15 protein-coding genes and 2 pseudogenes are annotated in these 22,362 nt (G+C 67.6%); 10 read left to right on the top strand and 7 right to left on the bottom strand.

Annotated features, from left to right (window positions below; translation table 11 throughout):
• The first annotated feature begins 74 nt into the window (after nucleotides 1–74).
• The 3 genes from recC to OKW30_RS11635 are packed head-to-tail and all read left to right on the top strand — an operon-like array spanning nucleotide 75 to nucleotide 9,270.
• The gene (gene recC / locus OKW30_RS11645) at nucleotides 75–3,467 is read left to right on the top strand and encodes an exodeoxyribonuclease V subunit gamma (RefSeq protein WP_429346750.1); all 3,393 of its coding nucleotides are present in this window, start codon (nucleotides 75–77) and stop codon (nucleotides 3,465–3,467) included.
• Entirely contained in the window at nucleotides 3,464–7,183 is a 3,720-nt protein-coding gene (gene recB, locus OKW30_RS11640; RefSeq protein WP_429346749.1) for an exodeoxyribonuclease V subunit beta, read from the top strand. The genes recC and recB overlap by 4 nt, the downstream gene beginning before the upstream one ends.
• On the top strand, nucleotides 7,180–9,270 hold the full coding sequence (locus OKW30_RS11635) for an AAA family ATPase (RefSeq protein ID WP_429346748.1): 2,091 nt from the start codon (nucleotides 7,180–7,182) through the stop codon (nucleotides 9,268–9,270). Before recB ends, OKW30_RS11635 begins: the two co-directional genes overlap by 4 nt.
• A 55-nt stretch (nucleotides 9,271–9,325) precedes the next feature.
• Here the strand turns inward: OKW30_RS11635 and OKW30_RS11630 are convergent, their stop codons facing one another.
• Nucleotides 9,326–9,967: a VC0807 family protein gene (locus OKW30_RS11630; protein WP_184029948.1), complete on the bottom strand. Its 642-nt coding sequence runs from the start codon at nucleotides 9,965–9,967 to the stop codon at nucleotides 9,326–9,328.
• Nucleotides 9,968–10,156: 189 nt separating this feature from the next.
• Here OKW30_RS11630 and arfB point away from each other — a divergent pair, with 189 nt between their 5' ends.
• Nucleotides 10,157–10,561, top strand: a complete 405-nt coding sequence (gene arfB, locus OKW30_RS11625; RefSeq protein ID WP_429346747.1) for an alternative ribosome rescue aminoacyl-tRNA hydrolase ArfB — start codon at nucleotides 10,157–10,159, stop codon at nucleotides 10,559–10,561.
• A gap of 12 nt (nucleotides 10,562–10,573) precedes the next feature.
• Here the strand turns inward: arfB and OKW30_RS11620 are convergent, their stop codons facing one another.
• The gene (locus OKW30_RS11620) at nucleotides 10,574–11,869 is read right to left on the bottom strand and encodes an EAL domain-containing protein (RefSeq protein WP_429347744.1); all 1,296 of its coding nucleotides are present in this window, start codon (nucleotides 11,867–11,869) and stop codon (nucleotides 10,574–10,576) included.
• A gap of 491 nt (nucleotides 11,870–12,360) precedes the next feature.
• On the opposite strand from OKW30_RS11620, the pseudogene OKW30_RS11615 reads away from it, so the two are divergent.
• Nucleotides 12,361–12,518, top strand: a pseudogene (locus tag OKW30_RS11615) (putative quinol monooxygenase); the annotation flags it as partial.
• An 83-nt stretch (nucleotides 12,519–12,601) separates the two neighbouring features.
• Here the strand turns inward: OKW30_RS11615 and OKW30_RS11610 are convergent.
• The 3 genes from OKW30_RS11610 to OKW30_RS11600 all read right to left on the bottom strand — a co-directional run bounded on the left by OKW30_RS11610 (nucleotide 12,602) and on the right by OKW30_RS11600 (nucleotide 14,260).
• Complete coding sequence (locus OKW30_RS11610; protein WP_090804111.1) at nucleotides 12,602–12,859, bottom strand: DNA-binding protein; 258 nt, start codon at nucleotides 12,857–12,859, stop codon at nucleotides 12,602–12,604.
• 236 nt (nucleotides 12,860–13,095) lie between these two features.
• Entirely contained in the window at nucleotides 13,096–13,335 is a 240-nt protein-coding gene (locus OKW30_RS11605; protein WP_090804113.1) for a hypothetical protein, read from the bottom strand.
• A gap of 205 nt (nucleotides 13,336–13,540) precedes the next feature.
• On the bottom strand, nucleotides 13,541–14,260 hold the full coding sequence (locus OKW30_RS11600) for a YdcF family protein (RefSeq protein WP_409259021.1): 720 nt from the start codon (nucleotides 14,258–14,260) through the stop codon (nucleotides 13,541–13,543).
• A gap of 265 nt (nucleotides 14,261–14,525) precedes the next feature.
• On the opposite strand from OKW30_RS11600, the gene OKW30_RS11595 reads away from it, so the two are divergent.
• A complete protein-coding gene (locus OKW30_RS11595) occupies nucleotides 14,526–14,849 on the top strand; it encodes a hypothetical protein (protein ID WP_187626757.1) in 324 nt (107 codons plus the stop codon).
• Between the two features lie 373 nt (nucleotides 14,850–15,222).
• On the opposite strand, the gene OKW30_RS11590 is transcribed toward OKW30_RS11595, so the two are convergent.
• The gene (locus OKW30_RS11590) at nucleotides 15,223–15,474 is read right to left on the bottom strand and encodes a hypothetical protein (RefSeq protein ID WP_090804114.1); all 252 of its coding nucleotides are present in this window, start codon (nucleotides 15,472–15,474) and stop codon (nucleotides 15,223–15,225) included.
• Nucleotides 15,475–15,809: 335 nt separating this feature from the next.
• Nucleotides 15,810–16,205, bottom strand: a pseudogene (locus OKW30_RS11585) (transposase); the annotation flags it as partial.
• A 403-nt stretch (nucleotides 16,206–16,608) separates the two neighbouring features.
• Here OKW30_RS11585 and OKW30_RS11580 point away from each other — a divergent pair.
• The 4 genes from OKW30_RS11580 to rluB all read left to right on the top strand — a co-directional run bounded on the left by OKW30_RS11580 (nucleotide 16,609) and on the right by rluB (nucleotide 22,213).
• On the top strand, nucleotides 16,609–17,511 hold the full coding sequence (locus tag OKW30_RS11580; RefSeq protein ID WP_184071227.1) for a LysR family transcriptional regulator: 903 nt from the start codon (nucleotides 16,609–16,611) through the stop codon (nucleotides 17,509–17,511).
• 223 nt (nucleotides 17,512–17,734) lie between these two features.
• A complete protein-coding gene (locus OKW30_RS11575; protein ID WP_429346746.1) occupies nucleotides 17,735–18,955 on the top strand; it encodes a pyridoxal phosphate-dependent aminotransferase in 1,221 nt (406 codons plus the stop codon).
• 375 nt (nucleotides 18,956–19,330) lie between these two features.
• Nucleotides 19,331–20,374, top strand: a complete 1,044-nt coding sequence (gene scpB / locus OKW30_RS11570) for an SMC-Scp complex subunit ScpB (protein ID WP_429346745.1) — start codon at nucleotides 19,331–19,333, stop codon at nucleotides 20,372–20,374.
• A gap of 63 nt (nucleotides 20,375–20,437) precedes the next feature.
• Nucleotides 20,438–22,213 carry a 23S rRNA pseudouridine(2605) synthase RluB gene (gene rluB, locus OKW30_RS11565; RefSeq protein WP_184071232.1) on the top strand — a complete coding sequence of 592 codons (1,776 nt, stop codon included), beginning with the start codon at nucleotides 20,438–20,440 and terminating at the stop codon, nucleotides 22,211–22,213.
• Nucleotides 22,214–22,362 lie beyond the last annotated feature (149 nt).

Here is a 22,362-nt window from a genome sequence, read left to right as displayed (position 1 = left end):
GTCGCTTCAATGTCCGCCGTGGCTCGCGCGCATCGCTCGCGGGCCATCAGCGTGCCAAATGTGATCCGGAATCCATGCTTCAGCTCTTCTACTCGAACCGCTACGAAACGCTGGTGGGCGCGCTGCTCGGCGACCTCGCGCAAGCGCCGTCCGATCCGTGGACCGCGCGGCCCGTGATCGTGCCGAGCGCGGCCGTGCGCCGGCGGCTCGAGCTCGATATCGCCGCGCGCCAGGGCATCTGCGCGAACGTTAACTTTGGTTATCTCGCGCAATGGCTGTGGGCGCAGATCGGCGGCGTGATCGAGGTGCCGAAGCATTCGCCGTTCGCGCCGGACCGGCTCGTGTGGCGCTGCTACCGGCTGCTCGACGACTCAGACGAAGCGCTGCCGTGGAACGCGTCGCCGCGTCTGCGCACCTATCTCGATGCGGCCGACGCGTCGATGCGCTACGAACTCGCGCGGCGCGTCGCGACCGTGCTCGATCACTATCTGACTTATCGCCCCGAATGGCTGCTGCAATGGCACAAGGGCGGCTCGATCTTCGCGAGCGGTGCGGCTGACGACACCGGTCCGCGTCTGACCGGCGCGAGCGACACGGCGCGCGAGGACGAGCGCTGGCAGGCGGCGCTGTGGCGCGCGGTGCTCGCCGAGCTCGCGCAAGCCGGCGGTCATGCGCAAACATCCGCGGCCGCGCTGCCGCCCGCGTATCGGTTCCTCGATGAAATCGCGGCGCTCGATCTCGAGGCGATCTCGAATGCGCGATGGCCCGAGGCGGTCAGCGTGTTCGCGCTGCCGACCATGCCGCCGCTGCATATCGCGTTGCTGCGCGCGCTGTCGCGCTGGATCGACGTGCGTCTGTACGTGATGAACCCGTGCCGCGAGTTCTGGTTCGACGTGGTCAGCGAAGGGCGCGTGCAGGCACTCGACGCGGCGGGGCAGCTCGACTATCAGGAAGTCGGTCATCCGCTGCTCGCCGAATGGGGCCGCCAGACTCAGGCGCAGCTGCATATGCTGCACGAGCTGACCGAAAGCGCCGCATCGGCCGAGACCGGCGACTTCACCGAAAACCCGGAGCCGAGCTGGCTCGCCGCCGTGCAGAACGGCATCCTCGCTTTGCGCAATGAGGCCGATGCCGACGAGTTGCCTATCGAGCGCGGTATCGAGGTGCACGTCTGTCATAGCCTGTCCCGGCAGCTCGAAGTGCTGCACGATCGCCTGCTCGGCTGGTTCGACGAATTCGACGATCTACAGCCGTCCGACGTGCTGGTCGCGGTGTCCGATCTCGCGGCGGCCGGTCCGCTGATCGATGCGGTGTTCGGCACCACGCCTGCCGGCGACACGCGCCGCATTCCGTACCGCATTACCGGCCTGCCGCCGTCGCAGGCCAATCCGGTCGCGCGTCTGTTGCTCGACTGGCTCGCGCTGCCCGAGCGCAGCGTCGGCGCGCCGGATCTGATCGAATGGCTGCGCGTCGATGCGGTCGCGGTGCGCTACGGCATCGATGCGAATTCGCTCGAAGCCGCGCAGGAATGGCTCGCGGCCGCCGGCGCGCGGCGCGGGCTCGCGCCGCTCGAACCGTTGGCTGAACACGTGCCGGTCGCGCGTCATACGTTCGCCGATGCGCTGACGCGCCTGTACCTCGGCTACGCGATGCCGGCAGGCGGCGAACCGGTCGATGCGTGGCTGCCGGTCGAAGGCGCGGGCGGTTCGGATGCTGAACTGCTCGGCCGTCTGTCGCGTTTCGTCGACGACATCGACAGCTTCGCGACGAGCTGCGCGATCGAGCGCACGCCGTCCGACTGGTCGCAACTGCTGCTCGAAACGCTCGGGCAGTGCTTCGACGGCGGCGTCGAGTTCGCCGATTCGCTCGCGGCCGTGCGCGACGCGCTCGATGCGATGAGCGCCGCGATGCAGGCCGGCGCGCATGATGTGTTGCTGCCGGCGTCGGTGGTGCGCACCGCGCTCACCGAAGCGCTCGACGACCCCGCACGCGGCGGCGTGCCGTGGGGCAGCGTGACGTTTTCTTCGCTGACGAGCTTGCGCGGTTTGCCGTTCCGCGTGGTCTGCCTGCTCGGCATGGACGACGGCGTGCTGCCGTCGCTCGCGCGTGCCGACGAGTTCGATCTGATGGCCGCGTTTGGCAAGGCCGGCGACCGTCAGCGCCGCGACGACGAGCGCAATCTGTTCCTCGATCTGCTGCTCGCCGCGCGCGAGCGGCTCTTCATCGCCTACACGGGCCGCAGCATTCGCGATAACGCGCCGCTGCCGCCGGCCGCGCTCGTCGACGAACTGCTCGATCATCTCGCGCAGGCGTCGGCGGGCGAGGACGCGAGTCCGGCCGAGGTCGACAGCGCGCGGCGCGAGTTCATCGTCGAGCATCCGTTGCAGGCGTTCGCGTCGGACTACTTCGCGGCGAAGCCCGACCTGTTCACCTACGACGCCGATCGCGCCGAGCTGGCCACGTTGCTTGCCGAACCGCAGCATGCCGCCGCCACGCCGTTCTTCGATCAACCGCTGCCGCCGGAAGATATGCACGAGGTGGAGTTCGACGACTTCGTGCGCTTCTGGCGTCATCCGGCGCGCGCACTGCTGCGCGACCGGCTCGGAATCGCGTTGTCGGATGCGCAGGGCGAGTTGCTCGACACCGAGCCGTTCGATCTCGACTATGGGGGCCGCGACGCACTCGCCGAGCGCCTGCTGCCGGTCCTGCTAGACGCCGGCACCGACGACGAGGTGATCTATAGCCGCGTGCAGCGCGTCGCCGAGGCGAGCCCCGAGTTGCCCGGCGGCGCGACCGGCGCGGTCTGGCGCGCGCGCGAGCTGTCCGCGCTGCGGCAGTTGGCGCAAAGCGTGCGGCGCGAAGTGGCCGAGGGCGTCGAGCGTTTGCCGTTCGTGCTCGACGTCTCGCCGCGCTGGCCGCAAGGCGGCGATGGCACCGACGGCGCCGTCTCCCTGTTTGGCGACTACGACGCGCTGTTGCTCGAGTCCGCCGAAACGCCGCTGCATTTGCGCGGCACGTTGAACCTGCTGACCGGAACGGGACAAGTGATCTTTCGTTATGCCAAAGCCAGCGCGCGAGACTATCTGTCCGCGTGGCTCGCGCATCTGGTCTATTGCGCGGCGCAGCCGGACGGCCCGCGCCGCACCGTGTGGCACGGCAGCGGCGAGAGCTTCGAGCTCGCGCCCGTCGCGGCTCCGCTCGACGAACTCGCGCCGTTGGCTGCGCTCTTCAATGCCGGCCGCCGGCTGCCGCTGCGCTTCTTCCCGAAAAGCGCATGGGCGCGGCTCAGCGAAAGCGAATCGGCGGCGCAAGGCGTATGGGTCAACGACCGAGTGCGCGGCGAATCCGACGACCCCGCGTTGCGCATCGCGCTGCGCGGCACACCGCTCACGCTCGACGAGCCGTTCGGCAGCCTCGCCGCGATCGTTTTCAAGCCACTGATCCGGCATTTGCGGAGCGCCTCATGAGCGACGCGCTGCGCCATCAAAGCCTCGCCGCCGACGAACTCGACGTGTTCGCATGTCCGCTCGACGGCGTGAACCAGATCGAAGCGTCGGCGGGCACCGGCAAGACGTGGAACATCTGCGCGCTGTACGTGCGGCTGCTGCTGGAAAAGAACCTGAACGCGGATCAGATTCTCGTCGTCACGTTCACGAAGGCCGCGACCGCGGAGCTGCACGAGCGCATACGCGGCCGTCTCGCGGAACTGCATCGCGCGATCGAGATGGACGACGACGGCGAGGATCCGTTCATCCGCCGGCTGTTCGAAACGACGCTCGCGCCGGAGCGCGGTATCGAGCGCGAGGCCGCGTTGAAGGTCGTGCGCCGCGCGCTGCGCACGTTCGATCAGGCCGCGATCCACACGATCCACGCGTTCTGTCAGCGCGCCTTGCAGGAAGCGCCGTTCGCGGCCGCGATGCCATTCGCGTTCGAGATGGAAGCCGACGACGCGGCGCTGCGTTTCGAACTCGCCGCCGATTTCTGGCGCGAGCAGGTCGAGCCGGTCGCGCATGCGCATCCGGCGTTCGCCGCGTGGCTGGTGGCCAAGCGCGCCGGTCCCGCGTCGCTCGACGAGCAGCTGGCCCGGCGCCTGAAAAAGCCGCTCGCGCAATTGCGCTGGGGCAGCGTCGGCGCGGACGGCGCAAGCGCCGATCCGCAGGCCGGCTTCGATGTCGCGTGCGCGATCTGGCGGGCCGAACGCGACGCGATCGTCGCGCTACTGGCCGAGGCACAGGAGCGCCTGAGCAAGACCACGCACAAGCCCGATCACGTGAGCGCCGCGATCGCCGCGTGGACCGACTACTTCGCGCAGGGCGATTGCCATGCGCCGCCGCCGCGCGCCGCGCTGAAGCTGACGGCGTCGGCGTTGAAGAAGGCAACCAAGGTCAAGTTCGAGCCGCCCGCACATCCGTTCTTCGAGCATGCCGACGCGCTGGCCGCGGCCGTGGTCGCCGCCGAGGCCGCGCAGCGCGCGCGCTGGCTCGCGCTGGTGCAGACATGGCTCGACTACGCGCCGGCCGAGTTGGTGGCGCGCAAGCGCACGCGTCGCGTTGTATCGTTCGACGATCTGCTCGCGAATCTGTATCGCGCACTGGCCGCGCATGGCTGGCTCGCCGATGCATTGCGTAGCCGCTATCCGGCCGCGCTGATCGACGAGTTCCAGGACACCGATCCGCTGCAATTCGCGATCTTCAGCCGCATCTTCGCGCCGGCGGGACCGCTGTTCCTCGTCGGCGATCCGAAGCAGGCGATCTACAGTTTTCGCGCGGCGGATCTGCATACGTATCTCGCGGCGCGCGAGTCGGCGTCCGCGTGCTACACGCTCGCGGTCAACCAGCGTTCGACCGCACCGATCGTCGAGGCGTGCAACCGCATCTTCGAAGCGAACCGCCAGGCGTTCGTCCTCGACGGGCTCGACTATCAGCCAGTGCGTGCGGGCGAGCGGCGCCGCGCGCCGTTTACCGATCCCGACGCGAGCGGCGGCGATTTCCGTATCTGGACGTTGCCGCGCGGCGCAACGCCGCTGGACAAACGCAGCGCGCAGCACGCCGCGAGCGAAGCGTGCGCGGCCGAGATCGTGCGGCTTTTGCGAGGGGCGCGCGAAGGTGTCGTGACGATCGGGGACAAGCCGCTCGCACCGGGCGATATCGCCGTGCTCGTGCAGACGCACAGGCAGGGCAGCCTCGTCAAACACGTGCTCGCGGCGTGGGGCGTCGGCAGCGTGGAGCTTGCGCAGGCGTCGGTGTTCGCGACGCTCGACGCCGAGCAGATCGAACGCGTGCTGGCCGCCATCGACACGCCCGGCGATCTGCGTCGCCTGCGCGCCGCGCTCGCCACCGACTGGCTCGGGCTCGATGCCGCCGCGCTGTGGCGTCTCACGCAGGTCGCCGATGCGCCCGCGGCCGCGGCCGTTGACGAACCCGCGCCGGCGCTCGACGCCGCCGACGCGATGGGCTGGGTCGAGCGTTTTTCGCGCTACCGGATGCTGTGGCACGAACGCGGCTTCGCGGTGATGTGGCGCACGCTGGTGCGCGAGCTGCGCGTCGCGCAGCGGCTCGTCGCGGGTGTCGACGGTGAGCGTCGGCTGACCAACGTGAACCATCTCGCCGAGCTCGTCCAGGCGCGCGCGGCCACCCAGCCCGGCATCGCGCCTACCTTGCGCTGGCTCGCCGCGCAGCGCGAGCAGGGCGGCGGTGACGAGGCCCAACTGCGGCTCGAGTCGGATCGCAATCTCGTGCAGATCGTCACGGTCCATAAATCGAAGGGACTCGAATACGCGGTCGTGTTCTGTCCGTTCCTGAACGATGGCGGCTTGCGCGAGCCGCCCTCGTCGGGCTTGCCCGATGCGCGCGAGTATCACGACGACAGCGGCGACGCGGTGCTGCACTACGGTTGCGACGAAGAGGAAGCCGAGCGCGCCTCGCGTTACGCGGTGCGCGAGCAGGCGGCGGAACGCGCGCGGCTCGTCTATGTGGCGCTCACGCGCGCGGTGTATCGCTGCTATCTCGTCGCGGGCACGTATCTGTCGTCGCGCTCGACGAAGGAGTCGCGGCGCAGCGTGCTGAACTGGCTCGTCGGCGGCAGCGGCCACACGTTCGACGCCTGGCTCGCCGAGCCGCCCGACGAAGCTGCGCTCGCGGCGAGCTGGCAGGCGCTCGCGGGCGGACCGGTCACGTTGCGGGCGCTGCCCGAAGTGACGCGCCGCGTACCGCTCGAAAGTCTGCGGGATCAGGGCGCGCATCTGCACGCGCGCGCGAATCGGCGGCCGTTGCGCGATCAGTGGCGCATGGCAAGCTTCAGCGGGCTGATCGCGGCCGGCGGCAGGAGCGGGGATGCGCACGCGCCGCAGGAAGACGTGCGGCCCGACCACGATGAAATCGCCGATGCGCTACGCTCCGCGCCGCTGCTCACGCCGCTCGCCGCGGCGAGCGCCCCGGCGCATGCCGACGACGACATCCTCGGGTTCCCGCGCGGCGCGGCGGCCGGCGATTGCCTGCATCGGATGTTCGAACTCGCCGATTTTACCGAGGCGCGCACCTGGCCCGACGCGATCCGCGGCGCGCTGCGCGAGCGTCCGGCGCCGGCCGCGCCCGAGCTCGCCGCGCGCTTGCCCGCGATGATGCATCGGCTGATCGCCGACGTCGTCTCGACCGAACTCGTGCCGGGCATGACGCTCGCGCGGCTCGATCCGCGTCGGCGCCTGAACGAACTCGAGTTTCTGTTCGCGGCCCCATCGCTGGATTTTCGGGCGCTGCGCGAGCTGCTGATCGAATACGGCTATCCCGACGTCGCGCTGGAGCCCGGCGTGCTGCGCGGGTTCGTCAAAGGATTTATCGACATGATCGTCGAGCACGACGGCCGCTTCTGGATCGTCGACTGGAAGTCGAACCATCTCGGCGACACCGCCGCCGACTACGCGGCCGCGCCGCTCGAAGCGGCGATGACGAGTCACGCGTACCACCTGCAGGCGCTGCTTTATACGGTCGCGCTGCATCGCTATCTGAAGACGCGCGTGCGCGACTATGCATATGACACGCATATCGGCGGCTACCTGTATCTGTTCGTGCGCGGCGTGCGGCCCGACTGGCGCGATGTCGACGGTGCCGCCGGTGTGCACAGGCGGCGTGCGCCGTTCGAACTGGTGGCGCTGCTCGACGCGGCGATGATCGGAGGTGGCGCATGAGCACGCCCGGCACGCTTGATGAGCGCGCGGCCGCGCCGCTCGGGCTAGAAGACATCGGCGTCAACCTGCCCGCGCCGGCCGATTTCAGCATCGCGCTCGCCGAAGGGTTCGCGCGCCGTATCGGCATGCTCGCGCGGCGCGGTGGCGCCTCGACCGAGGTGGTGAAGTGGGCGGCGCGCGGCGCGTTCGCCGCGAGCCGCGCGACCGCCGAAGGGCACGTGTGCGTGCCGCTCGCGACGCTCGCGCGCCGCTTCGACGCGTCGAGCGCCGAAGTGCGCGCGGCGCTGCTCGCGAGCGGCATGGCAAGCGATGGCGCAGCGGGCGCGGCGGGCGCGGCGGCGTTGCGCCCGCTCGTGATCGACGCGCAGGGGCGTCTCTATCTCGCGCGCTACTACGACTACGAGCGGCGCCTGGCCCACGCCCTGGTCGCGCATGCGACGGGCGAGGCGAGCACCGCGAAGGCCGACGCCGACACCGCCCCCGCCGCTTCGCGCGAACGCCTGCTGCGCTACTTCGGTCCGCCGCGAGACGACGACGTCGACTGGCAACGCGTCGCGGCCGTGATGGCGCTGTCGGGGCGGCTGACGATCGTCAGCGGCGGCCCGGGAACCGGCAAGACCACGACCGTGGTCGGCGTGCTTGCGTGTCTGCTCGATGCGCGGGCCGATTTGCGCATCGCGCTGGCGGCGCCGACCGGCAAGGCGGCGCAACGGATGCAGGAAGCGTTGCTCGCGCGCGCGGGCGACCTGCCGCCCGAACTCGCCGCGCGTTTGCCGCAGACCTCGTACACGCTGCATCGATTGCTGGGGTCGGGGCCGGGCGGGCGCTTCCGGCATCATCGCGATAATCCGTTGCCGTATGACGTGGTCGTGATCGACGAGGCGTCGATGATCGACGTGGCGATGGCCACGCATCTGCTCGACGCGATCGGGCCGCAAACGCGGCTCGTGATGCTCGGTGACAAGGACCAGCTCGCCGCGGTCGAAGCCGGCGCGGTGTTCGCCGAACTCAGCGCGCGGCCGGCGTTGAGCGCGCGCGGATTGCAATGGGTCGCGCAGGCGCTCGACATCGACGAGGCGCGGCTCGCGCGGGCTTTGCCGCGCGCGTTGCGTGAAGTCGATGAAGCAGCGTTGGACGATTTATTTGCGCCGCCCGAGACGCCGCAAACCTTCGAGTCACCCGCGTCGGGCGATCTGTTCGGTGACGGCGTGACATCGGCGACTGGCGAGCAGGCAGATCGCGATGAGCGATCGGCGATCGAACGCAACCCGCTCGCGGACTGCGTCGTCTGGCTCGAGCGCAACTACCGGTTCGGCCTCGAGTCGCCGATCGGCCGTTTGTCCGTCGCGATTCGCAACGGCTCACCGAGCGCGGCGCTCGACGTATTGCAGATCGACCCGACCGAGGTCTGCGCCGCGGCGCTGCACGAGGACGCTCACACGACGCTGGCCCAGCGCACCACCGCAAGACTTGCCGGTGGCTTCGCGCCGTACGCCGACGCGCTTGCCAGGGCGCTCGCTGTCGATACGCCCGATCCAGTGCCGCTCTTCGACGCACTCAACCGCTTCCGCATCCTCTGTGCGACGCGGCTCGGACCTCGCGGCGTCGATCAGGTCAACGCGGCGATGGCGGCTGAGGTGCGCCGCGCCGCGGGCGTCACGCTCGCGGTCGGCGCGCAGTGGTTTGCCGGACGTCCGGTGATGGTGACGCGCAACGATTACGCGCTGGGTCTGTTCAATGGCGACATCGGCATTGCGCTGCCGGGCGCGGGTGGCGCGCTGCGCGTGTACTTCCGCACCGGCGACGGCGGTGTGCGCGCGGTGTCGCCGGCCGCGCTGCCGCCGCACGACACCGCGTTCGCGCTGACGGTCCACAAGTCGCAAGGTTCGGAGTTCGAGCAAGCGGTGCTGGTGCTGCCGTCGGCGTTCAGCCGGGTGTTGTCGCGTGAGCTCGTGTATACGGCGATTACTCGCGCGCGCGAACGCGTCGAGGTGATCGGCGCGCGGGCCGTGCTCGCGCAGGCGATCGCGACGCCGACGCAGCGTGATTCGGGGCTGGCCGCGCGGATTGCCGAAGCATCGCGTTGATCGCGCGGCAGCAGGCAGAAAAAGCGAAGTGGCGGACTTGTGGTGCGAGCGGCGCTCAACCGGCAACCCCGCTCGCCCGCTCGATGGCCTCGACGCGGCTGCGCATCGTCCTGCGATACCACAGTGTCCACAGCGCGAGTCCCGCGTAGATGCCGTAGCCGATCAAGGGCGACACGACGAGGAAGCGTTCGATCGGCCACGTCAGCGCCATCCACGCGCGTAGCGCGGTTTCGGCGGTCAGCCCGATGCCCCACACGAGCGTCATGGTTCGCATCGCGGTGGCGAGACCGGGGCGCTCGCGCCATAGCGCCTCGAAATGCGCGGCGCCGCCTTCCATTTCGCGCGCGACCGTCGCGCGCGCGAGGTAGAAGATCAGAGGACGACGCATCGGCAGTGACAGCAGGAACACGACGCCGACCGCGCCGGACACCAGCGACTCGCGCAACAGCAGCATGCGCGGACTGCCCCCGAGCGCCATGGCCGCGACCGACAGCACGATGCCCGCCACCACCATCACGCTGAGCGCATCGACGCGCCTGAAGCGCGCGAGCTCGATCGCGCTCCACACGAGCGGCGGCACGGCGGACGCGATCAGCGCGCCGGTCTCGCCGACCCGCGGCAACGCGAGCCGGTAAGCAAGCCACGGCAGCAGAAAGTTGACGGCCAGTTCGAGCACGAAACCGGGACGGATTTTCATATGAATTTACGCCGTAAGCGAAAGAACCAGTATCGATGAACCGGTCGGGCCGACGCAAATGGTTTTTTTCGTAGCGTTCGCGAGCCGGTGCGGCCGGGCGCCGCACCGGGCGCTCCGCCGCCTTCCCGCGAGTTCGGGCATCTCGCGCCGAGCGCTTGTACACTGACGCATCTTCCTTGCCGACCACCCATGACATCCCGCTATCCGGTCCCGCCCAACGAAATCGAATTGACCGCCGTGCGCGCGCAGGGGGCGGGTGGTCAGAACGTCAACAAGGTGTCGAGCGCGATCCATCTGCGTTTCGACGTGCGTGCCTCGTCGCTGCCGGAAGTGCTGAAGATGCGTCTGCTCGCGCTGTCCGACCACCGGCTCACGCGCGATGGCGTCGTGATCATCAAGGCGCAGGAGCATCGGACCCAGGAGATGAACCGCGCGGCGGCGCTCGCGCGGCTCGATGAACTGATCGAAAGCATCAGCGTGACCCGCAAGCATCGGGTCGCGACGCGGCCGACCCGCGCGTCGAACCTGCGGCGGCTCGACAGCAAGACCAGGCGCAGCGAGGTCAAGTCGGGGCGCGGCCGCGTGCACGAGTAGCGGCGTGGGTCGCTAACGCCCGGCGCCGCGTCTGCCGGTGCGCACATCCGGCAGCGACGCCTCCGGCACGAAGTCGACGCACAGCACGTGCGTGCCGTCGCGCTCGAACGCGATCGCCGCGGTGTAGCAGTCCTGACCATCGGCGAGCGAATAATGCGGCCCCATCATCGCGACGCGGCCCGGCGCCGCGAGCGCGTGCCGGAAATACGCGCGACGCGACCAGTTGCTGCGCGTCTCCGTATAGAGCGGCGCGAGCCGCTTCGGAGGCGGCGGGACCGACGCCGCCGTCACCGAAGGCTGGGTCTGCTCGCCCAGGCCGTCGGTGAGGAACACGCGGCGCGCTTCGGGCAGATGCCAGACCTTTTGCGCGGCCTGTTCGAGGTCACCGGTCGTCTTGTAGGTGTCGGCGGCGGCCAGCACCGCTTCCGCGAAGCCCTCGAACCCGAGCCGCTGGTGGCCGGCGTGCGCACGCTCGTATTCGGCGAACTTGCTCCAGATCGACGCGACGAGCGCAGGCACCTTCGTGCAGGCGGCCAGCACGCTGCTCTTTGGCTGACCGAACCAGAACCCCTGCACGAAATCGACGTCGGCCTGCATCAGGATCATCAGCTCTTCATCGGTTTCGACGCCTTCGGCGAGCACGAGCGTGCCCGACTGATGGAGCATCGCGATCAGATGGCTGATCATCGATTCGTCGCCCTCGCGCTTGCCCGCGCGCGCGACGAGCGAGCGGTCGAGTTTGACGATGTCGGGGCGGAAGCGCCACACGCGATCGAAGTTTGAGAAGCCGGTGCCGAAGTCGTCGATCGCGATCAGAAAATCGCGCGGCTGCGAGGCGGCGAGCATGCTGGCGACGGCGGATTCATCGTCGGCGGGCTGCTCGAGCACTTCGATCACGATGCGCTCCTGCGGCAGCCCGAAATGCGCGGACAACTCGTCGATGAAGGCGCGCTGCGGCCAGCCGGTTTCGAACACCTGCGGGCGCGTGTTCAGAAACAGCCACCCGGTGCTGATGCCTTGCTCCATGAAGTTCGCCACATGCAGGCAGCGCGCGATGCGATCGAGTTCGCGCGCTTCGGCGGCCGAGCGCGTGCCCGAGAACAATACTTCGGGCGAGACGGGCAGACCGACGGGATCGAACGCGCGCAACAGCCCCTCGTAGCCGACCACGCACTGATGCGTGACCGACAGCACCGGCTGGAACACGCTGTGCAATGTCAACGCGCGCCAGGTCGCGGTCCAGCCCGACTCGTCGCGGACCAGGTGCGGGAGCAGGCCGCTCACGGTCAATTCGCTGACGGATGGCATAGAAGCGGGCATGAAAGCTGACATGGGATCGTTGCGGCAAGGGAATGAAGGGGCACGCAAACCCATTCGGCGCGTAGCGCTCGCACACCCGAAGCGCCGCCGGAACGAAACGAATGCGTCCCGCGAACACGGAGGGCGGTACCAGCCACGCTGGACTCCGGCGAATTGGTCAAAATGAGTCTAGCAGTTTGCAGCGCGCGACAATGTGCGGGTTATCACAAACGCATGGGCGCAAAATTGTGTGCAAAACGGCTGCCTACGGCCGCGCGGCAATCCGTTGCGGTCATGCGCCGGAGCGTCCCGCGCGCTTGCCACGCGCGAAACCGATTCTCAATCGCAATGAGTTACCGTACCACGCCGAGGGTAGCAGGGCGCCCAGTGGTCGCCCGCCAAACTCCAGGCCGACGGTGCTCACATGCTAGTGCCGCTGTAGGCGCTGATGCGGCCATTCGGGCGGCGGGCTTGGCACTGCTCTGCCGGGCGGATTCTGGCGCGAAGTGCAGGAGCCGCGCCGGTTCGTGTTCACCGAGCGGTGGGAAGCCAGGATGCGCTCGCGGCGCATGCGAAATCCGCGCATATCCAGGCTTATAAGAAGGCGGCCGCGGATTGGATCGAGCACGCGGAGATTCGCGTGGTGTCGAAGATCGCCTGGATTCGGGCGCGGGCGTCAGCGGCGCGCGGACACGCTGGACAGGTGGGGCGGCCCTGAGGCCGCCGGCGCGCCGTCAGCGATCAGTGGGTTGCTTGCGGGACATCGAGAATCAGGATGATGGTCCAGTCGGCGTCGCCGTCATGGTGATACTGGCGCTCCGCGACAATGAACGGCTCCTGCTTGCCAGCCGGGCCGAGAAACAGCACGTCGCCTTCCATCGGCAGGCATTCGACGGGCGGCAGCGCGAGGTACGCTTCCTGACCGCCACGCGGCATCAGTTTTTCGATCTTGCGAGATGCTGCTTCGGTCCATTCGATATCAAGCTGGATGTTGCTCATGCTGTCCTCCGCACCAGGGTGCGCACGGGTTAGGGGATGCCGGCGGCTCGCCGGTCGGTGCGCGACTTTAGCATACAGAGAGCAGAGCGCCGGCGGCTTGCCAAGCCGGTGCGCGCTCGGAGTGCCTTGCCAGCAGCGAGCGGGTCGCACAAATAAAAAAAAGCCGAAACCGGCGCTGCCAGCTTCGGCTTTTTCACCTTCACGACGAGGCCGCGAGGCGAGATCCGCGAAGTCGTTCAGGTGCCCGACGCGTCGGCACCCTTCTTCGGATGATGCGGAGCCATCTTGTGATGCTTGGCCGGCGCGGCCGGTGCGCTTCCCATCGACTGCTCGCGGTTTTGCAAATCTTGCGCACGCTGCTCGACGTCGGCGGCCTTCGCCGGATCGGTGCTCGTCGTGATGCCGTTGTCCTGCGCGTGAGCCGCGCCGGCTGCGGCACACAAGGAAACCAGGATCGCCATGGACACTTTCTTCATCGTTACCTCCGTAGAATGGTGGTGGACCCGAGTATTGCCTGTCCAGTGGGAAAGACAATGCATTCTATCGAGCAAACTCTTCTCCAGCCGATGGCTTTGTAACCGTGCTCAACACTTGTTACGTTTTGTAATAGCTCGAGGCTGGTTGAATAAACCGCGACGTCCTCGAGTGCGAGTGCGAGAGCGGAGCGGCCTACATCGTTCGTCAGAACCAGCCGATCGCGCGATACAGGTGAAATTGCGCGAGGCCGATTAGCTCATGCAACGCTATCTCCGCGGCCACGAGATTGGCGAAGCGCGGCAGCACGCCGATCCGCGCGCGCCGCGCGCTCGAAATCTGCGGCTGCGGCTCGACGCCGAAGCGCTGAAAATCGAGCAGCGCACGCGGCATGTGATACGCGGAGGTGACGAGTATCAACGTGTCGTAATGTGATTGACCGACAATAACCGAGACGTTGCGCGCGTTCTCATAGGTCGTGCGGCTGCTTCGCTCGAGCACGATGTCCGAGCGCGCCACCTGCTGACGCAGCAGATAGGGCAGGTAGGTGTCGGCTTCGGTCGCGCTATGCCGCTGCGGATTGCCGCCGCTGACGATCACCCGGCACGTGCTCGCCGTGCGCTTGCAGGCCGCGTAGTTCTGCGCGCTGACCTCGATGCGCGAGAGTACGTCGCGCGGTGGCACCAGCACGTGGTCGTGGTCGTAGACCGTGCCGCCGCCGAGCAGGATGATCGCGGTGCGTGGCGCAAAGGTGGCGGCCGTGGCGCTCTGTCGTTGCGGCTGCGCCAGATCGAGCAGTGGCGCGGTTAGCCAGCCGGCCGCGAGCAGCCAGAACAGCGCGATCATGCAGACGATGAGCGGCCGGCGCGCACGTTTCCATAGCACGATTGCTGCAAAAAAAAGCGCTAATAAAGTGAATAGAATCAATTTAAATGGGGTAACGTATGTCTTTCGGGACAAATCCACGGGCCTGCCATCGCGCCGCGGCGGTTGCATCGTCGGTTCATGGAGAGAACGCTAACATGCCGTTCTGACGGGGGTTCCGAAAACGAGACCAGGCAGCACCTGGCGGAAATCCGCCGTCAGACAGGCGGCGAGCTTCCGACCAGGAGCGGGTGCTACGCGCGTCGCCGGTGGCGCAGTGACGCGTGGGCATGAATGTGTCATAGCTGCACTTTAAGAAAGAAGTGAGATGACCACGTATTCCAACGAAGCGGTACTTGAAGGGCTGCGGCGAGCGCAATATCGTCAGGTTCCCTGGGCCAGAAGGCCGGGTGTCTTCCAATATCTTCGCGCGCTGGGGCTGATGGACACCGTTCGTCAGCGAACCGTCGCACCGGCGCCAGGCTTTCATGCTCCCGTCGACATCGCGGTGCTCACCGAACGCGGCAAAGCGGAGTTTGCGCGGCTCGAGCACGACGAGCGTCTGCTCACATGGACAGCGCAACGCATGAACGATTATGTTCTCGGCGCGGCCGAACCGCAGTCCGCCGCGACAGCCGAAGTCAGATCTTAGCTCAAGGTTCATCGCTTATCTGAACGGAGTCACTGTCCGCCCGGGCCTGTCACCCCCTCGGCGGGCCGTCGCTGACGTCGACCGGTCGCCGTGCGCGTCCGGGGGCGAATCTCCGTTTCCCATCGACAAGGCGGCGACGCGATCCGCGCAGGTCGTTGCCGTTGCGCGCCTTTCATGCCATCAACGCCTCGAGGGCGAAAAAAAGCCCGTATCACGAAGATACGGGCATACCGGAATTACTACTGCCACGCTGTGCTAATGGCGTTGAGTCAGACTGGTGCCGCGTCCGGTGGTTCCCCGATCGTAAGTGCGCAATGCAAGATACTGGGCGACCGCGTCGCGCCACGCGCCGTCCGAGCGGCGACTCAGCAAATCATCGCCGCCGCTGATCCTCACGCGGCGCATCGGGCCGTGCCCGCACATTGCTGGCGATATCGCCGCGCAGATCGCCACGCGGCGTCGGCGGCGTGAAGTCGCGATTATGGGCCTCGCTCTGCTGCCACGCTTCCAGCGTGGCTTGGCGGTCCGGGCGCCAGTTCCACCCTTGCGGGCGTTGTTGCGCAATTGCGGGCGCGGCCATCGATGAAATCACAATGCCGCACAACACCAGTGACATTGGTTTCATTCCGAAATCCCCCTCAACCTCGAGCCCCTCGACTCAAGGCCTGTTTGCATAAGTATTAACGTATGCCGGGGGACGAAAGCACGTTGTAATTAATAGTAAATGGATGTTTCACCCGGAGCTATCGGGTAGTTTGGCAGTCTGAGGCAGCGCGCAAGGAGCGCTGTGGTGGGCGTCCGGGAGGCGCGACGAAAGGGGCGCGCGAAGCGGAGAAGACAGCGTCTCGCGGCGACCGTCAAATGCTGGCGGGTCGTGGGCGCGCACGCAATCGTGGAAAAGTCGGCTGGATAAAAAACCGGGCGCCTATAGGCACCCGGTGACCGCGTAGTTTCGCGTCAGGCCATCTTGACCGGCGCGCGCCACGATTCCGGATTGGTCCAGAACGCGCCGCGTAGGCGGTCGCGGCTCGGCGGTGCCGGCGGTTTCGCGGCCGTTGCGCCGATCCGGCCGCGCAGCGAGATTTCGCGGCCGCTCGTGCCAAGCCGTTTCACAATTTCAGCGAGCGTGCCATCGGCTTGCCACTCGTCGAAGCGCCGGCGGCAAGTCGGGGGGGACGGGTAGCGGCCCGGCAACTTGGACCAGCCTTCGCCTGTCGACAACACCCAAAGCACGGCGTTGACCACCGCCCGAGCTTCCACGCGCGGTCGACCGCGCCGTTCGCTGCGCGCCGGCTCGGCGCAGAACAAAGCCTCGACCAGCGCCCACTCGTTATCTCTCAAATCGTCGAACAGCATCATGTTTCACCTCAGCGAAGCTAACTCCGGTGCGCTGCCCCGCGCCGCGCACTCTTCACGCACTCGATAGGCGAGTGCCAAAGGGGACGGGCTTGCCACGGATTGCCGTCGGAAATCATGGCGCCCTCCCTGTGCGTTTCACAACGCACGAAGTGTGCCAATCTGCTGCCGATTGCCTGAAAGCCCCGTGGCGGCGGGCCAACGCGGGCGCCAACCAGGGCCGTATAAGAATCCAAAAAACCCATCTCGCAAATCGGGACAATCACCAATCTGGGGCAGAAAAGCCCGGCCGGCGTGCGTTCGCGCTTTTTTGCTGCATTGCAGCGGCCGCGTGGACGGTGCTATGCCGCATGTATTTGGTCGTACAATGCGCATCAAGCTGCGCTATTGATGAGGTGAACAAATGAATGTGACGCTGCGACAGCTCAGGGTTTTCATCGAGGTGGCGCGCTTGCAAAGCTTCAGTCGGGCCGGCGACGAGATCGGCCTCACGCAGTCGGCGGTCAGTCGCTGCGTACGCGAGCTCGAAAGCGAGATCGGCCTGAAGCTCATCGATCGCACGACGCGCGAAGTGCAACTAACCGACGTAGGCGGCAACCTCGTGGCGAGTGTGTCGCGACTGCTGGGGGATCTCGACGACGCGTTGCGCGAGATCCGCGAAATCGGCGAGCAGCGCCGCGGACGCGTGGTGGTCGCGGCGAGCCCGACCGTCGCGTGCCGGCTGATGCCGCGCGTAGTCGCGTCGTGCGGACAGCAGTTTCCTTATGTGACGCTTGGGCTGCGCGACGACGTGCAAAGCGACGTAGTGCGCAAGGTGAAGTCGGGTGAAGTGGACTTCGGCGTGATCATCGGCCCGTTCTCCGACGACGATCTGCTCAGCGAGACGCTGATGACGGACTCGTTCTGCATCGTGTCGCGTGACGATCACCGGCTCGCCGCGCGCAAACAGGTTACGTGGAAGGACCTCGACGGCGAGCAACTCGTGATGCTCGATTATGCGTCCGGCAGCCGCCCCCTCATCGATGCCGTGATGCAGGCGCAGGGCGTGAACGCCACCGTGGTGCAGGAACTTGGCCATTCGGCGACGGTGTTCGGGCTCGTCGAGGCGGGCGTCGGGATCAGCGTGCTGCCGTGGCTCGCGCTGCCGCTGCCGGCGGGGGCGTCGCTGGTCGCGCGTCCGCTGGTGCCGCGCGCGGAACGCCTCGTCGAACTGGTGCGGCGGCGCGACCGGTCGCTGTCGCCCGCGGCCGAGGCGGTGTGGAATCTGATCCGCCAGTTGCCGGGCCGGGCCGAGGAGTTGAATTAACGGGCGGGATCGCCTGCGATCCGTTCGACTGGTGGATTGGCGCCGGGCGCGGCCCGCCGCCCACACGCCGCCCACCGCCCGCCCACCGCCCGCCCACCGCCCGCCCACCGCTACTCGCTGCGCCGCTGTCCGGTTACCCGGCGCGCTAAACTACCATCTTCATCGCGCACGCCTTCGCGGTTGCGCTTCGAGCCTCTTATCCTTCACCCACCCGGAAGCCTCGATGAGCGAATTGGACCTGCCCGTGCCCTCCATCCCGAATGCGCGCGACGCCGTACGCGCGCTGCGTCCATCGCAAATCCGTGAAGTCGCGAACGCCGGTTTCGGCGTCGACGACGTGCTGCCGTTCTGGTTCGGCGAGTCCGATCGCGTCACACCCGCATTCATTCGCGACGCCGCGAGCGCCGCGCTCGCCGCCGGCGCGACGTTTTACACGCACAATCTCGGCATCGCGCCATTGCGCGCGGCACTTGCGGGCTACGTCAGCGAGTTGCACGGGGCGACGTCGCCCGAGCACGTCGCGGTCACGAGCGCGGGCGTCAACGCGCTGATGCTCGCCGCGCAGCTGGTGGTCGGCGGCGGCGACCGCGTCGTCGCGGTGACGCCGCTATGGCCGAATCTGGTCGAAATCCCGAAGATTCTCGGCGCGCATGTCGAAACCGTCGCGCTCGGCTACGGCGAACGCGGCTGGGAGCTCGACGTCGGGCGATTGCTGAGCGCGCTGACGCCTGACACGAAGATGCTGATGATCAACTCGCCGAACAACCCGACCGGCTGGGTGATGAGTCGCGACGACCAGCGCAGCGTGCTCGAACACTGCCGGCGGCACGGCATCTGGATCGTCGCGGACGAGGTCTATGAGCGGCTCTACTATTCCGGCGATGACGCCGCCCAGGCGGCCGGTGTGCGCACCGCGCCATCGTTTCTCGACCTCGCGACACGCGGCGAACGCGTGATCTGCGTGAATTCGTTCTCGAAAGCCTGGCTGATGACGGGGTGGCGGCTCGGCTGGATCGTCGCGCCGACCGCGTTGATGGACGACCTGGCGAAGCTGGTCGAGTACAACACGTCGTGCGCACCGTCGTTCGTGCAGCAGGCGGGCATCGCGGCGCTCGAGCAGGGCGAGCGTTTTACGCAGCAGCTGGTGCGCGACCTGAGGACGTCGCGCGATCATCTGGTGCGCGCGCTGTTGGCGGTTCCCGGCGTCGATGTGAAGGCCCCGCTGGGCGCGATGTATCTGTTCTTCTCGATGCCGGGCTCGACGCGCAGTCTCGATTTGTGCAAGGCGATGGTGCGGGAGGTCGGGCTCGGCGTGGCACCGGGCAGCGCGTTCGGGCCGCAGGGCGAGGGGTTCGTGCGCTGGTGCTATGCGTGCGATACGGTGCGGCTCGATGCCGGCGTCGAGCGCTTGACGCGGTTTCTGGCGCGCCACGCCGGGGCCTGATCATGCGGCCTCGTACGCCCCCCGCGCTTCGTGTTGACGCACCGCGAGCGGCGAAAAGCTACGAATCGTGAGAATCTTCTTGCTGTCGACTCGACCCGGGCGGGCGCGGCTACACCGGTCGGCGCCGCAGCAGAAGATGCACGGCAGATCGCGGCTTTACGCCCCGGTCGTTTTTGCGTAATATGGCGCTCAGTCACGCGATTCCTTTCAGGAATTTCGCCGCTCCGTCCGGCTGGGTCTGGCTCGATAAGTCTGTTCGCCACCCCCCGGTGCGTGCTCCCATCAATATGACCGATCAGAATCGGGCGAGCGCGTCTTCAGTTCCACATCGTCTGTTTGATCCGGTTCTTTGACCACAGGGTCTGACCTAGCTGCATGAATACCCAAGAGGCGAAGATCGTCCTCGAGACTGCCTTGATCTGCGCGCAGGAGCCGTTAAAGCTCGGCGAGTTGCGCAAGCTCTTTGCCGACGGCGTGTCGGCGGACACTGTTCGGACCTTGCTCGAAGACCTGAAGCGGGACTGGTCTGGGCGCGGTGTGGAGCTGGTCGGGCTGGCATCGGGCTGGCGGTTTCAAAGCAAGCCCGCGATGCGTTCGTACCTGGATCGGTTGCATCCGGAAAAACCGCCGAAATATTCGCGCGCGGTGCTCGAAACGCTCGCGATCATTGCCTACCGGCAACCGGTGACACGGGGCGATATCGAAGAAATTCGCGGTGTGACGGTGAATACGCAGGTCGTCAAGCAGCTCGAGGATCGCGGCTGGATCGAGGTGATCGGTCATCGCGACGTGCCGGGGCGTCCGGCGCTGTATGCGACCACGCGCCAGTTCCTCGATGACCTTGGTCTAACGGCGCTTGACGAGTTGCCTCCGCTTGCCGATCCGTCCGCACAACTGAACGCGGATCTGCTGGGTCAGCACGCGATCGAGTTTGCCGAGGGCGACGCGCAAAGCATGCAGCAGCCGGTGCAGGATGCCGGGCACGACATCGCGGGTGAGGCTGGCGAGCCGGCTCCGCCGGAAGCGGCGCAGCACGCCGCGTCGGGATTTGAAGCAGCGCCTCCCGAGACGGTAGCCGAGTCGACGCTCGAACCGGAGCCCCCCGCGGAAGCGACCGGGCAGGCCGGCACGACGAATGCGTCAGACGCGTCGAGCGCGCCGCACGACACGCAACAACAGCCCGAACCGGCACCCGCGGCAGCGCATGCCAGCGTCGCCGGCTCGGCACAGCATTACGATCCGGTCGCCCAGACCGATCCGGCAACACCCGCGCACGGCTCGGGCGTAGCTCGCAATACGGAGCACGTTGCCGAGCCGAATCCGATCGAGGCGGCGCACGGCGATCCCGAGGATCGCCGCGATGCCGCGCAGGACGCAGGTTTTCTGACCGACGACGAAACCGAGTCGCGCAGCGCCTGACGTAACCGAACTTTTTTGCCGCGCCCGCAACGGGCGCGCGCGACCTGACATTTTGAGGTTGTTTTGACACATACCCACGACACCGATTCGTCCGAATCCGAGCGCCCCGTGCCGTCGGCGCGGACCGACGAACGCACTACGCAAGCGGCGGCAGGCGAGGGCGAGCGCCCGGCTCATGGCCCGGAAGCAGAGGGCGAAGAGCGCCCCCGCCGCGGTCTGCGTCGCGGGCCGCGCAGCCTGATCGCGCGACGCCGCGCCGGCGCGAAGACGAAGGCAGCCGAGGGCGCGCCCGCGCAAGGCGCGCCGGTCGTCGCCGAAACGCCGCCGGACGGCGAGGTCGTCGCCCAGGTGCGCACGCCGCGCAAGGACGCGGGCGCGAAACAGGGCGGGCGTCGTAACGCTGGCGGTGCGAAGCGCGAGGGCGTATCACGCGAAGACCAGCGCGAACGTCAGCCGCGCGAAGGTCAACGTGAGGGCCAGCGCCAGAATCGCCGCGGCGCCGATGCGGCAGCGGAGTCAGCTCAGGACGATCTGTTCTCATATGTGACGTCGCCCGCATTCGATGCCGACAACACCACGACTGGCGGCGTACGCGCGCCGATGCTGCGCCGTGGCCAGGCAGCGGGCCCGAAGCGCGTGCTGTCGCCCGATGACGACGCGCCGAAGCTGCACAAGGTGCTCGCCGAGGCGGGCATGGGCTCGCGCCGCGACATGGAAGAGCTGATCATCGCCGGCCGCGTGTCGGTGAACGGCGAACCGGCGCACATCGGCCAGCGCATCATGCCGACCGACCAGGTCCGCATCAACGGCAAGCCGGTCAAGCGCAGGCTCGCCAGCAAGCCGCCGCGCGTGCTGCTGTACCACAAACCGACCGGCGAAATCGTCAGCCACGCGGACCCGGAAGGCCGTCCATCGGTGTTCGACAAGCTGCCACCGATGAAAACCGCCAAGTGGGTCGCGGTCGGGCGTCTCGACTTCAACACCGAAGGTCTTCTGATGCTGACCACCTCGGGCGATCTCGCGAACCGGTTCATGCATCCGCGTTATAGCGTCGAGCGCGAATACGCGGTGCGTGTCGTCGGCGAACTCGCCGAGGGTATGCGTCAGAAGCTGCTAAACGGCGTCGAACTCGAGGACGGCCCGGCGAATTTCTTGCGCATCCGCGACGGCGGCGGCGAAGGCACGAATCACTGGTACCACGTCGCGCTCGCCGAAGGGCGGAATCGCGAAGTACGCCGCATGTTCGAAGCGGCCGGCCTGATGGTCAGCCGGCTGATCCGTACGCGCCACGGCCCGATCTCCCTGCCGCGTGGTCTGAAGCGCGGCCGCTGGGAAGAACTCGAGGACAATCAGGTGCGCGCACTGATGGCATCGGTCGGCCTGAAGGCGCCGGCTGAGGAGCGCGGTAGCCGCAATGCGGCGCCGGAGCGTCGTCAGCCGGATCCGATGCAGACGTCGATGGGCTTTATCAACCGCGAGCCGGTGTTGATGTCGCACAGCCGCTTCGAGCAGCAGCCGCGCGGACAGGGTCGCCGTGGCGCGGCAGGCGGTGGCTTCGGCGCGGGCATGGGGGGCGGCACTGGTTCTGGTGTCGGTGTGGGCAATCGCGGCGCCGGGGGGCAGCGCGGCCGCGACGTCGACGGCAACCGCGCGTCGTCGCCCAACGGCAACCGTGCGCGCACTGGCGGCAAGCGTGCCGGCGCGTCCGGCGACAGCGGCGGCAATCGCGGGCCGGGCGGCAATCGTGGCGGCAACGCCAACCGTGCCGGCGGCAACGCGGGTTCGGGCGGCGCGAATCGTGGCGGCGGCACGGCGCGCGGTCGCTCGCGCGGCCGTTGAGCGGGGCGCTGTACCGCGTTTGAGGGGTGGCCGTTGAACGGCCATACCCTTTGGTGCAGTTCGCATGACCTGCCAGGCTGATATGACTCCCGGTGTCAATCGGGATCGGGTTTTTAGTTTCTCGAATTCATGTTGCCGGAATTTCCTCA

Source organism: Paraburkholderia sp. Clong3, assembly GCF_050436485.1.
GTDB lineage: Bacteria > Pseudomonadota > Gammaproteobacteria > Burkholderiales > Burkholderiaceae > Paraburkholderia > Paraburkholderia tuberum.
The sequence above is the reverse complement of the archived record's forward strand: the minus strand, read 5'-3'. Positions and strand labels throughout refer to the sequence as shown.